The organism is Fusobacterium sp. FSA-380-WT-3A, from assembly GCF_012843705.1.
GTDB lineage: Bacteria > Fusobacteriota > Fusobacteriia > Fusobacteriales > Fusobacteriaceae > Fusobacterium_B.
The window spans coordinates 322,677-336,533 of the sequence record NZ_JABAFQ010000001.1 but is presented as its reverse complement, the minus strand read 5'-3'; the positions used below and the strand labels follow the sequence as shown (position 1 = coordinate 336,533).

12 protein-coding genes are annotated in these 13,857 nt (G+C 25.0%); 1 reads left to right on the top strand and 11 read right to left on the bottom strand.

The window, feature by feature from the left end; translation table 11 throughout:
* Window positions 1-22 precede the first annotated feature (22 nt).
* The 10 genes from HF862_RS01625 to HF862_RS01580 form a co-directional block, all read right to left on the bottom strand.
* Window positions 23-526 carry a flavodoxin gene (locus tag HF862_RS01625; protein ID WP_170186169.1) on the bottom strand — a complete coding sequence of 168 codons (504 nt, stop codon included), beginning with the start codon at window positions 524-526 and terminating at the stop codon, window positions 23-25.
* Window positions 527-551: 25 nt separating this feature from the next.
* Entirely contained in the window at window positions 552-1,259 is a 708-nt protein-coding gene (locus tag HF862_RS01620) for a ThiF family adenylyltransferase (RefSeq protein ID WP_170186168.1), read from the bottom strand.
* Window positions 1,259-1,510: an acyl carrier protein gene (locus HF862_RS01615; protein WP_170186167.1), complete on the bottom strand. Its 252-nt coding sequence runs from the start codon at window positions 1,508-1,510 to the stop codon at window positions 1,259-1,261. Before HF862_RS01615 ends, HF862_RS01620 begins: the two co-directional genes overlap by 1 nt.
* 190 nt (window positions 1,511-1,700) lie before the next feature.
* On the bottom strand, window positions 1,701-2,768 hold the full coding sequence (locus tag HF862_RS01610) for an AbrB family transcriptional regulator (protein ID WP_170186166.1): 1,068 nt from the start codon (window positions 2,766-2,768) through the stop codon (window positions 1,701-1,703).
* A gap of 69 nt (window positions 2,769-2,837) precedes the next feature.
* A complete protein-coding gene (locus HF862_RS01605) occupies window positions 2,838-3,761 on the bottom strand; it encodes a carbon-nitrogen hydrolase family protein (protein ID WP_170186165.1) in 924 nt (307 codons plus the stop codon).
* Between the two features lie 157 nt (window positions 3,762-3,918).
* A complete protein-coding gene (locus tag HF862_RS01600; protein ID WP_170186164.1) occupies window positions 3,919-5,325 on the bottom strand; it encodes a YfcC family protein in 1,407 nt (468 codons plus the stop codon).
* Window positions 5,326-5,342: 17 nt separating this feature from the next.
* Window positions 5,343-6,527: a M20 family metallopeptidase gene (locus HF862_RS01595; RefSeq protein ID WP_170186163.1), complete on the bottom strand. Its 1,185-nt coding sequence runs from the start codon at window positions 6,525-6,527 to the stop codon at window positions 5,343-5,345.
* A 139-nt stretch (window positions 6,528-6,666) separates the two neighbouring features.
* Window positions 6,667-7,491 (bottom strand): MBL fold metallo-hydrolase, encoded by an 825-nt coding sequence (locus HF862_RS01590; RefSeq protein WP_170186162.1) that lies wholly within the window; start codon window positions 7,489-7,491, stop codon window positions 6,667-6,669.
* Window positions 7,492-7,670: 179 nt separating this feature from the next.
* Window positions 7,671-10,229 (bottom strand): ATP-dependent chaperone ClpB, encoded by a 2,559-nt coding sequence (gene clpB / locus HF862_RS01585; protein WP_170186161.1) that lies wholly within the window; start codon window positions 10,227-10,229, stop codon window positions 7,671-7,673.
* Between the two features lie 478 nt (window positions 10,230-10,707).
* On the bottom strand, window positions 10,708-12,120 hold the full coding sequence (locus HF862_RS01580) for a PLP-dependent aminotransferase family protein (RefSeq protein WP_170186160.1): 1,413 nt from the start codon (window positions 12,118-12,120) through the stop codon (window positions 10,708-10,710).
* Window positions 12,121-12,269: 149 nt separating this feature from the next.
* Here HF862_RS01580 and HF862_RS01575 point away from each other — a divergent pair, with 149 nt between their 5' ends.
* Window positions 12,270-13,016 (top strand): alanine--tRNA ligase-related protein, encoded by a 747-nt coding sequence (locus HF862_RS01575; RefSeq protein WP_170186159.1) that lies wholly within the window; start codon window positions 12,270-12,272, stop codon window positions 13,014-13,016.
* Window positions 13,017-13,111: 95 nt separating this feature from the next.
* On the opposite strand, the gene pflA is transcribed toward HF862_RS01575, so the two are convergent.
* The gene (gene pflA / locus HF862_RS01570; protein WP_370456837.1) at window positions 13,112-13,831 is read right to left on the bottom strand and encodes a pyruvate formate-lyase-activating protein; all 720 of its coding nucleotides are present in this window, start codon (window positions 13,829-13,831) and stop codon (window positions 13,112-13,114) included.
* Between the last annotated feature and the right edge of the window lie 26 nt (window positions 13,832-13,857).

The window sequence follows — 13,857 nt, the reverse complement described above, 5'->3', positions numbered from 1 at the left end:
AACAGTCCTTTTAAATTAAATTCTAATAAAATTCTTTTAAAATTTCTTTAATCCAAGCACTTACTCTTTCAGGAGTTTCATTATCTTGATTAGTTTCATCTAAAGCAAGACCAACAAATTTATCTCCTATTACAGCTTCAGTTTCTTGATATTTATACCCTTCATTAGAAGTAAATCCAATAACTTTTCCATGATTTTCTATAACAATATCATAAAGTTTTTTCATTCCTTCAACAAAAGATTCTCCAAAAGTAAATTGATTTCCAAGTCCAACAAGAGCCACTTTTTTACCAGAGAAATCTATATTTTTTAATTGGGAAGAGTGATTTTCCCAATCTTTTTGTAATTCTCCAACTCCGTAGGTAGGTGTAATTAAAATAAGATTTTTAAAGTTTTCAATCTCATCAATACCATCAGCTACATTAAAAACTTCATGGTCATGTTTTCTTAAGTTAAAATCTATTTCATCAGCTATTGCTTCTGTTTTTCCAGAAGTTGTTCCATAAAAAATTCCTATTTTTTCCATATATTTAATTTCCTTTCTTATTTTATTATTTTATATTACAAATATCTTTTATCACTTCACCAGCAATTATAAGTCCAGCTACAGAAGGTACAAAAGATATACTTCCAACATTGACAGATTTTTCTCTACTATTGTCTTCATTTAAAGGTTTTTTTGGTTCTTCTTTAGAATAAAGAACTTTAAGTCTTTTTATTCCTCTATTTTTTACCTCTTTTCTAATTACTCTTGCTAAAGGACAAACAGAAGTTTTACTTATATCTGCAATTTCTAATTTTAAAGGGTCTAATTTATTACCTGTTCCCATAGAAGAAATAATAGGGATATTTAATTTATTAGCTTCTTCAATTATACTAAGTTTTGAAGAAACCATATCTATTGCATCTACAATATAATCATATTTTTTATTTTGAAAAAACATATCTTTATTTTCTTTTAAATATTTTTCACTGATAGAATTTATTTTAATATTAGGATTAATTGATTTTGCTCTTTCATAAATAAGTTCTGTTTTTAATTTTCCTATAGTTTTTGTAGTAGCTATTATTTGCCTATTTATATTAGTAATGTCAACAGTATCATAATCAACAATTGTTAACTCACCTATACCTCCTCTTACTAAACCTTCTACTACAAATCCTCCAACACCTCCAAGTCCAAAAACTAGTACATGAGAATTTTTTAGTTTATCTAAATTTTCTTTTCCTATAAGCAATTCTTCTCTTTTAAATAACATTATTTCTCCAATTTTTTTAATTTATCATTGATATGATTTAAAAGTTCATCCATTTTTCTAATATGTTTAGCTTCTGTATATGGAATAGATATTTCAAATTTTATTTCAATTTCACTTATAATATTAGCTATATCAAAAGAATCAGCGCCTAATTCATCGAATAAATTAGAAGTATTTTTTATTTCAATTTCATCTATATCTAATTGTTCAGCTATAATTTTTTTTATTATACAGATTTGCTCTTTATCCATATTATTTCACTTCCTAATTTTTAAATTATCATCAACAAATATATTATATAATATTTAATAATATTTTCAAAGATAATTCTTAAGAAATTTTATCTATAGAAAATAAGATTATAAAATAAATATAAAAAAAGAAATTGTTATTAAAATTTTAAGTAATTAACTAAAATTTTTTTACAATTTCTTTTTTAAACTATACAAATAAATTTTTTATAAAACTTATTAATATTGGATATATAGCAACAACAGTAACAAGCCTAAAAAATTGCATTGTAGCAACTTTTGGTGTATCTGCTCCCATTTCACTGGCAATTATAGACATATCAGACATTCCACCAGGAGAAGCAGCAAAAAGAGAAGTTTCAACATCAAAATCAGTAATTTTATAAATTAAAATTCCTAAAACTAAATTCATTATACAAAATCCTATTATAACTATAAAAACAGGAATAAATATCTCTTTTAAACTTACTAAATCTTTCATAGTCATTTTAGCCCCTATTAAAGCTCCAGCTAAAACTTGTATAAGTTGTCTTAATTTTATAGGCATATAAGCTTTATCAAAAATTATATTGTAAATAGCAATTACAATCATAGATAAAGTCATTGCTCCAGATGGAATTTTTAAAATATATCCTAATATTCCTCCAAGAGTTCCTATACTTAAAGTTAAAAAAATTCTTTGTAAATTTTCTTTTTTAGAAAAAATTTTTTTATTTTCTGTAGAATCTTTTTCTAAAATTTTTTCATTTAAATTTCTATTAGCTCTTCTTTTAAATTTTTTTGATAAAATCTTTATAAGTGTTGGAATTATTCCTACTACAGATATCAAACGAATCATTTGAAGTAAAGCAACTTTTGATGATTCAGCTCCAAAGTCATAAGCAATTATTGTTATATCAGCTATTCCACCAGGAGAAGTAGCAAAAAGAGCTGTTACAATATCTATATTTGTTGTTTTATATATAAAATATCCCATTCCAAAATTAAAAAATGCCATTAAAATAACCATTATTAAACTTGGAATAAAAATTTTCTTCAATCCTTTTACATCTTGAGCTGTTATTTTAGCTCCAATAAAAGTTCCTGTGGAAATTTGAGTTATTATTTTATATGATTGAGGGAGGTCTGCTTTATTAGTTAGAACATTAAAAAAAGCTACAGCAAAAAGAGAACCAATCATAGCCCCAGCAGGAATATTATATTTTAATGCTATTTTAGCTCCTATTAGTCCAATTAACAATGTGATTATAAAATACATAAAACTCACCTCCAAGAGTTTTTATTATTTATGTATACATTATACCACATTCAAAAATTAAAAAGAATATTATTTATCATCAATTTTTAATTGTAAAACATCTGGTCTTGAATAATGTCCACAAGCATCAAACTCCATTCTACTCATAGGAACTTTTTCCATATCTAATTCAGCATAGATTATTTCTTCTTTGTCCCAAATAGGTTCTGTTTCATAATGTCCATAGGGGTCTACAATACAACTTCCTCCTCTACAAACTATATCATCTAATTTATCAATTTCTTCTTTTGAAAGTAAATCTTTAGGATAATCTTCTTTTTTAAAAAACATATTTGAATTTATAAAATAACAATGTCCTTCAATAGCAATATGTTTTATAGTATGTTGCCACTCTTCATTATCATTTGTATTAGGAGAAATATATATAGTCACACCTTTTTCATATAAAGCTACCCTTGCTAAAGGCATATAACTTTCCCAACAAATTAAATTTCCTATATTCCCCCAAGGAGTATTACATACAGGGAAATAATTTTTATTTGCATCTCCCCAAACTACTCTCTCACTACCTGTTGGTTTTAATTTTCTATGTACAGATAAAATTTCTCCATTTGGAGAAAAAATAATATTACTATTATAAAGTGTTGCTGTTTCTAAATCTCTTTCTGATACCCCAACACTTACATACATATTAAATTTTTTTGCTGTTTTAGCAATTTTATCAGTTTCAGGACCAGGAATAACTATAGAATTATCATAATATTTCTTCCAATCTTTTCTTCCAAATTCTTTTCTACTACCAACAGTAAAACCAAAAGTCATCCCGTAAGGATACCCTGGTACAAAAAGTTCAGGAAAAACAATAAGTTCAGTATTTTTTTTAGAACTTTCTTTAATGAAATTAATAATTTTTTCTATACATTTTTCTTTGTTAAATAATACTGGAGTCCCTTGAACAACAGCAATTTTACATTTTTCTTTTAAATCTTTCATAAATTAATCCTCCATAATTTTTTTATTTTATAAAAATATTTTAACAATTTAAAAGTATTAAACAAAATTTTTTAATTAAATTAAAATACTGATTTATACAAAAATAAAGGAAGCAATACTTCCTTTATTTTTAGGAATCATTTCTTATAATGATATTTTATAAACCAGTCCAACCAATTGATTGAAGAATTGTCAAACATACAAAAGAGAATATGATTTGAACTATTATAAGAGGTAAGAATTTTTTTGCATATCTATTCCAAGCGACTCCAGCTATTCCTAGAGAACCCATTAATGTTCCAGCAGTTGGATAAATACAGTTAGAGAAACCATCACCAAATTGGAATGCTTGAACGGCTACTTGTCTTGTTATCCCAGCTAAGTCAGCTACTGGAACCATTATAGGCATAACTGCTGCTGCTTGTCCAGAACCAGAAGGAATAAATAAGTTAATAATAAGATTTGCTATAAACATAAAATTAGCTCCTATTACAGTTCCCATTTTTTCCATAGGAATTGATAATCCATAAACAATAGTATTTAGTATATTTCCGTCTGCTAATATAATAGAAATTCCATTTGCAAATCCAACTATAAAAGCAGCATTAATCATACTAGCACAACCTTTTAAGAACATTTGAATAGTACCATTTAACCCTAATCCATGTACTAAACCTATAAATAGAGATAACATAAAGAATACAGTAGAAAAATGGTCATTACTCCACCCATATTTAGTTGCTCCAATTAATATAATAGCAATTGCTACTAAAGTAGCTACTAAAGAAATTGCGTGTTTCCATGTAAATTCTTCTTTTTCTTGATTATCGTCAATATGTATTCCCATATAATCTTCTGTTTTCATTCCTTCTTCATAATTTAAACTATTTTTAGGATTTTTTCTAATAGATTTTATGTACCACATAACAAATATGAAATTAAATATAAAGTTTATAATATGTATGATAACTCTTACATTAAATCCAGAGAAAATAGGTAATTCAGCAATAGGATGAGCTACAGCTAATGTTGAAGAATTTGCCCAACCAACATTAAATCCAGAATATGCTCCTAAATAAACCATTAAAAATCCAGAAGCTTTATCTAATCCCATAGCAGTTGTCAATAAAATTCCAATAGGAATAAGAGCAACTGTTGGATTTGCAAAAACTCCAGCTGCTCCACCAATTGTCATAAATAACATAATAGAAAATACAATAAATGAGTCATTAATACTTCTATTCTTAGTCAATTTAGTAAAAGCTAATTCTATTGTTTTTGTTTTTTCTAATAGATATATAGCAGCCCCTACAAACATTATCATAGTCATTAATTTAGAAGCTTTAAAAAATCCAATAACAACAGCATTAAAAACTGCCCAAATTCCTTGAGGAGTTCTTTCTATAAAATGAAATGTTCCTGGAATAACTCTTGTGATATTTCCAACTTTTTCTGTATCAAATTTTCCAGCAGGAATAACCCAAGTTAAAATTGTGGCTACAATAATTATCATAAATAATAAGGCACATGTACCTGGAAAATGAAATTTTTTTTGTTCTTTCATAAGTTACCTCCTAAAAATTATTTGTTGTTTAAATATTCTATTACATATTGTGACATAGCTATAGCACCAGCTAAAAATCCTCTACTATCAAAAATATTTTTTGGACTATGTAATCCACATCTTGAATTTGGGTCATCATTAGCAGTTCCTATTCTAAATTGCATTCCTGGACAAAATTCTAGGAAACAAGCAAAATCATCAGACCCAGGAGAAGGAAGTTCAATATTAAATATTTTATCTTTTCCAAGAGATTTAGAAACGGCTTTTATTAAAATATCTGCAATTTCATTATCATTTAATAAAACTGGAATTCCTCTCATTATTTCTACTTCAGCATGTCCTCTCATACTTTCAGCAACTCCTTTTGAAATTCTTTCAACAGAATTTAAGATTTTTTCTCTTTCTTTTTCATTAAAAGTACGAATATTTCCTTGAAGTTCAACTTCTGATGGAATTATATTAGGAGCAGTACCTCCATGAATCATTCCAATTGTTATTACTGCAGGATATACAGCTTGAGTTTCTCTAGAAACTATAGTTTGTAATTGAGTTACTAAATATGAAGCAATAACTATAGGGTCAACACATCTGTAAGGATGTGCTCCATGTCCTCCAGTTCCAAAAACTTTTATTTTAAAAGTATCACAAGAAGCATTGGCAGGTCCTTTTTTTATACCTACCATTCCAACAGGAATATCAGGTGAAGTATGCACTCCTATAATACAATCTGCTTTTGGAGATAGATTCATAACTCCACACTTAATCATCTCTCTTGCTCCTTCAGCTGTTTCTTCAGCTGGTTGAAATAAAAATCTTATATTTCCATGTAATTCATCTTTAAAATTCTTTAATACTTTAGCACAAAGAAGTGAAGTGGCTATATGTAAATCATGTCCACATGAATGACATACTCCATTTATTTTTGATGAATAATCTAATCCTGTATTTTCCTGCATAGGAAGAGCATCTATATCTTCTCTGATAATTACAGTTTTACCAGGATACTTTCCTTTTAAAATAGCACTTACTCCTGTTTTTAAACCAATATTTTCTATTTCTAATCCGTATTCTAATAATTTTTCAGTAATAATTTTAGTTGTATTAAATTCTTTATTACTTAATTCTGGATTTTCATGAAAATATTTTCTTAGAGTATTTATTTCTTCAAAATATTCATTTGAAATTTTAACTATTTCTGTCATATTTTTCTTCCCCTTTCAATTGTAAAATTTTAAAATTATATAAATACTATAATATTTTAAACCCTTTTTCAAATATAAAAAAAATATCGACAATATATAATTTTTATATATTGTCGATATGTATACAAATATACTGATATTAAATTTTTATCATATCACCAGTATTTAACCTACAACTTACAAAATTTTTATTTTCTTTTATTAAATTTAAAATTAATTCTCCAGAACAGTGAGAAAATCCAACAATATTTATTTTTAATTTTTCCATTTCTTCTATAGTTTTTAAACAACGGATTTCATCAGCTTCAACTAAATGAGTACCTCCAAAAACAGCATATATATTTTTATTTAATCTTTGTTGTATAGTAGTAAGTATGTTTAAAATACCAGGATGTGAACAACCTGTAATTACAATTAGACCTTTTTCTGTATTTATTACTAAGCAAATTTCATCTCCAAAATCATCTTTTCTAAATTTTTCATTTGTCTCTATAACAAATCTGTCAGGACTTTTTTCAAAATCAAATTTTCTGTTAAAATTTCCAATTAAAAATATATTATTATGAAGCTTTAAAATATCCCCACACTCTATATGTTCAATAGTATTTTTTTCTAACAATTTTTTATCAAAACCACAACCTAAATATGTGTATTTTACCCCATCAAAAGAATATTTAGTATTGAAAAAATTATGTCCTGTTATAAGTTTTAAAATTTTAAAATGTTTTATCAAATCAAGAAATCCACAACAATGGTCATAATGCGAATGGCTTAATATAACTGTATCTACTTCATTTAAATTAATACCTAATTTTTCAGCATTTTTTATAAATTTATCTCCCCCACTACAGTCAAATAAAAGCTTTTTATCATCAATAGTTATAAAAAAAGAAAGTCCATGTTCTGATAGGAGAGAATGATTTCTTGAATTCTCATTTTCCAAAAGAGTTTGTATTTTTAACATAATTTCTACCTCCTGATTTTAGTATACATTTTTATAAAATATAAATCTTATAAATGATATATTAAATCATTAAAATTAATAAAATAATAAGATTGTTATTTATTAAATTATAACATAATCTAATAAAAAATGGATGCCTATTCCAACATCCATTTTCTATAAATGATTTAATTTTTTATTTATTTTACTTTAAAAATTATTTTATCATTTTCAATATCTACAAGAACTTCACTTTTATCTTTAATTTCATTAGCCAATACTTTTTTAGCTAATTCAGTTTCAACCTCTTTTTGAATAAATCTTTTAAGTGGTCTTGCTCCATATTGTGGGTCAAAAGAATTTTTAGCTAAATAATCAATTACAGCATCTGAAAAGTTAAGTGTGATATATCTATCTTTTAATTTATTTTTAGTATCATTTAAAAGAGCTTTTACAATATTTCTTATAGACTCAATACCTAAGCTTTTGAAAATTATAATATCATCAATTCTATTTAAAAATTCAGGTTTAAATGATTGCTTCATAATTTTCATAACGGCTTCTTTTGTTTCTTCAGAAAGATTAGGGTCTTCCAAAATTAAATTACTTCCTATATTAGATGTCATAATAATTAAAGTATTTTTAAAATCAACTAATCTACCTTGTCCATCAGTTAGTCTACCATCATCTAATATTTGCAAGAACGTATTAAATACATCAGGATGAGCTTTTTCAATTTCATCAAATAGAATTACAGAATAAGGTTTTCTTCTTACAGCTTCTGTTAATTGTCCACCTTCTTCATATCCTACATATCCTGGAGGTGCTCCTATAAGTCTAGTTACTGAAAACTTATCCATATATTCACTCATATCTATTCTTACAATATTATCTTCATCATCAAATAAATTATAAGCAAGAGATTTAGCTAAATAAGTTTTACCTACACCAGTAGGGCCTAAAAAGATAAATGAACCAATAGGTCTTCTACTATCTTTTAAACCAGCTCTAGCTCTTAAAATTGTATCAGCTACAAGTTTTACAGCTTCCTCTTGACCCATAACTCTTTCATTTAAAGATTTCTCAAGATTTAATATTTTTTCTTTTTCACTTTCAACTAATTTATTTACAGGAATACCTGTCCATTTAGAAACAATATCAGCAATTTCTTCATCAGTTACTTCCAACTTTAATAAAGAATGACTAAATTTACTTTCGATAGCTTCTTGTTCTGTCTTTAATTGTTTTTCAAGAGTGGCAAGTTTACCATATTTTAATTCTGCTAATTTATTTAAATCATAATCTCTTTCAGCTTTTTCAATTTCTAGTTTAGTTTTATCAATATCAGCTTTAAGCTTTTTAACTTTTTCTACACCTTGTTTTTCTACATCCCATTGAGATTTTAAAACAGATTTTTTAGAATTAATTTCAGCTAATTCTTTTTCAAGAGCTATTAGTCTTTCTTTAGAAGCATCATCATCTTCTTTTTTTAGAGCTTCTCTCTCAATTTCAAGTTGCATAGATTTTCTTGTAAGTTCATCTAATTCACTAGGCATAGAATCAATTTCTGTTCTTATCATAGCAGCAGCTTCGTCTATTAAGTCAATAGCTTTATCTGGTAAAAATCTATCAGAAATATATCTATCACTTAGGACAGCAGCTGATACAATAGCCCCATCACTTATTCTAATTCCATGATAAACTTCATATTTTTCTTTAAGTCCTCTAAGAACTGAAATTGTATCTTCAACACTTGGTTCATCAACCATAACAATTTGGAATCTTCTTTCAAGAGCTGGGTCTTTTTCAATATATTTTCTATATTCATCTATAGTAGTAGCTCCAATAACTTTTACCTCTCCTCTAGCAAGCATAGGTTTTAATAAGTTACCAGCATCCATGGCTCCATCTGTTTTACCAGCTCCAACAATAGTATGAATTTCATCAATGAATAGAATTATGTTTCCATGAGATTCCTCAACTTCTTTAAGAACTGCTTTTAATCTTTCTTCAAATTCTCCTCTATATTTAGCTCCAGCAATTAAAGCTCCCATATCAAGTGAGAATATTTTTTTATTTTTTAGATTTTCAGGAACATCACCATTTAAAATTCTTTGAGCTATTCCTTCAGCAATAGCAGTTTTACCTACACCAGGTTCTCCTATAAGGATAGGATTGTTTTTTGTTCTTCTTGAAATAATTTGAATAGTTCTTCTTATTTCTGTATCCCTACCAATTATTGGGTCAATTTTACCTTCACGGGCAAGCTCTACTAAATCTCTAGCATATTTTTCAAGAACTTCATATTTTGCTTCTGGATTTTGAGAATCTACTTTTTGATTTCCTCTAACAGCTTTTACAGTTTCTCTAAATTGTTTTAAATCAATCAATCTTTTTAAAATTCTACTTTCTTCTAAAAGTGCAATGAAAATATGTTCAACACTTATATAAGAGTCTTCCATTTTTTTCATTTCATTTTCAGCTTCAATTAGAACTTTATTTGTTGCCATATCAAGTCCTACATCTGAATTACCAGAAACTTTTGGAAATCTATCAATTTCTCCTTCTAATTCTCTAACAATATTACCTGTATTTAGTCCCATTTTTTCAATAATTCTAGGAATTAGTCCCTCTTTATTTGTAAGAAGTGCTAAGGCTAAAATTTCAGGTTTAATTGTTTGTTGACTATATTTTATAGCCAAACTTCTAGCTTCATTTAAAGCTAGTATAGAATTTTCTGTAAACATATTTGGGTTCATATTTTACCTCCTCCATAGACAGGCAAATACATTTTTAATAATTCTTAACTTTCAAAAAAGAATTATTTTATTTTTAACTTTCAATCTGACATTATGACGAGAAAAGTTTTAAAAAAGTTATATATTTTTTTCAAAATGAAAAAAATATTTGTAAATTAGTATAAAATTTAATTAAAATATAAAATTTTAGAATGGTTTAATTAAAAAAAGTTACTTTTATTATTTAAAAATTTTTTAATATTGAAAAGAATAAAAGTAAATGATATGATAATTAAAGTTAAATATATTCTAAGGAGGTTAGATAGAGAAATTTTTATAGTATCTATCAAAAAATTATAATGAAAAAATTAATAGAAATTTTAGGATTAATATTTTTTATAGGAATAGGTTTATTTTTTTATGAATTTTTAAAAACTAATGTGCCTATATAAATTTAATTTTATTCTTATTGATAAATTTTACGGAAAGAAGAAATACTTTATTGAGTATTTTTTCTTTTTGTATTTAAATTTTCTATAATTTCTTTTATTCCTTTAAATCCTAAAGAAATTTTTTCTTTATCAGTAGAAGCAAAACTCAATCTAAAATATGGACGATTTTTATTGTCTAAGTAAAAATAAAAAGCAGGTAATAATAATATACCTAATTTTTTAGTTTCAGAATAAAATTTATTGTAGTCAATTTTAGAATCTAGTTTAAGCCAAATATAAAAACCACCTTCAATATCATACTCTATTTCTAATTCTTCTATCTTCTTAATTTCGCTTTTTATATATTCATATCTCTCTTTATAAATTTTATTTAAGTTTTTTATATGTTGTTCTAAAAATTTATCTTTTAAAAATTCTAATAAAATATATTGCTCTAAACCAGAACTAGAAATATCTGATATAAATTTAGCTCCTTTTATTTTTTCTGATAATTCATTTGGAAAAATCATAAAAGCTAATCTTAAACCAGAGCTTAAAATTTTTGAATAAGATTTCAAATAAATAACATATTTATTTTCTGTATCTAAACTTTTTAGAGATATTTTTTTAGAATTATTATAATAAAGTTCTGATGAAAAATCATCCTCCAAAATATAAGTTTTATATTTTTTAGCTAATTCTAACAATTTAATTTTCTTTTCGTCACTCCAAGAAATTCCCATAGGACAACTTAAATCAGTCATTGTATAAATAAAAGAAATTTTTTCATTTATAAGTATATTTTCTAACTCCTCCAAATTAAATCCATCTTTTTCCATTTTAACAGTAAAAATTTTACAATTATTTCTAAAAATATTCAATGCACCATGATAAGTAGGTTCTCCAACTATTATTTTATTTCGATTTTTAGTGATTATGGATTTTAAAATTAAATCTAAACCTTGCTGTGTTCCATTTATTATTTGAATATTTTTTATAGAAATATAAATATCTTTTTTTAAAAGTTTATCTTTTATAATTTTTCTTAATTTTTCATTTCCTTCGGTTAATTGATAATTAAAGACATCATACTCTAAAGAATTAGAAAGTTTTAAAAGAATTTCTTTTAATTTATTGTAGATTTCTATATTAAAATTTTGGTTTCCACTAATAAAATTAATAATATTATCACTATCTAATTTTTTAAATCCTTGATTAAAAGTGTTTGTTGAATTTTTAATAGGAGAATTATAAAAAATGTATTCTTTTGGTTTTACAAAAATACCAGCTCCTTGTTTTTTAATTATGTATCCATCTTTTTCTAATAAATTATAGGCTTTTAATACAGTAATATTATTAAGATTGTATTTTTTAGCTAAAAATCTTATAGATGGTAATTTACTATTTTCTGTTAATTCATTTTTCTCAATTTTTTCTTTTAATTTTTTATACAATTCAATATATTTAAAATCTTTTTCCATAAATTACCTCTTAACTGTGATATAACACTTTCTTGTTATTTTATTGACTTCTATATAATAAATTATTAAAATTTTTATATATCAGTTTATATACTGTTATATAATATATTTTTTTATTAATTTTGTAAATAGAAATTTAAGGAGAGAAAATGAAAACAGAAAAATTATTTTATAAAAATCAATTTTTAAGTTCTTGTAAAGGGATATTAACTGAAATAAATGAAGATGGGGTTATATTTGATAAAACTGTTGCTTATCCTGAAGGGGGAGGACAAATTGGGGATATTGGTTATTTAATAAGAGAAAAAACTAATGAAAAAATAGAATTTTTTAATACTACAAAAATAAAAGGAAGAAATATTTTTTTAGAGGATTTTCCTAGTATAAAAGTTGAAAATTTAATAGTACATCATATTGATAAAGAGATATTAAAAACTTTAGAAATAGGAGAGTCTTTTATAATAAAAATAGATACAGAAAAAAGAGCTAAAACAACTTTACATCATTCAGGATTACATCTAGCACTTATGGTTTTAGAAACTATTCGTCCTGATATTAGAAAATCCATAGTTGGAGCCAAAATAACTTCAACTTATGGGAGATTAGACTTTGCAACAGAAAATAAATTTTCAAAAGATGAATTATTATTAATTGAAGAAAAATCAAATAATCTTATTAAAGAGGGATTAAAAATAGTTACATTTCCACATAGAGAAGAAAAGGAAGCATTATATTGGCAATGTTTAGATTATTGTATTCCGTGTGGAGGGACTCATTGCGAAAATACAAAATATTTAGGAAAAATGAAAGTTAAAAGAAAAAATATTGGAAAAACTTCTGAGAGATTGATTATAGAACTATCTGAAATTGAAGATTTTATAAAGTTATATTTATAAAATAAAAAAGGTTGTCTATATTAGCATAATCATAAAAATTTTTATTTAAGTTATGAATATGAGTAGCAACCTTTTATTAATATTTAGATATATTATTAAAATCCATATTTCTTAAATATTTCTTTTGCATTTAAAAGTCTTTCATTGGAAAGTGCATCTATATCTTTTAATGGATATTCCATGTTAAGTTCTTGATATTTAAAAACTCCTAAAGTATGGTAAGGTAATAATTCTATTTTTTCAATAATATTTTTATAATCTTTCAAATATTTAGCAAGAGTTTCTAATAAATTATCATTATCAGTTATTGTAGGAACAATTACATGTCTTATCCAAACTTTTTTATTTTTTTCTTTTAGATAATCTAAAAATTTTAAAGTATTTTCAAGTTCAACTTTTGTTAAATCTTTATATACATTTTTATCAATACATTTTATATCTAATAAAACTAAATCAGTGTATTTTAAGATTTCTTTTACTTTTTCATCAAATATATATCCTGATGTATCTAAAGTTGTGTGAATTCCATTTTTTTTACAGATTCTAAAAAACTCAAGTAAAAAATCTTTTTGCACAAGAGGTTCACCACCTGTTACAGTAACACCACCTTTAGTACCAAAAAAACTTTTATATTTTATCATTTCATCAAAAACTTCTTGAGCAGTCATTTCTTTTTTAGAAGTTTTCATATCCCAAGTATCAGGGTTATGGCAAAATTTACATCTTAAAGGACAACCTTGTAAAAAAATTACAAATCTTATTCCAGGTCCATCAACGGTTCCAAAACTTTCAAATGAGTGAATTTTTCCTTTTATATTTTCCATTTTTAATTTCTCCTAAT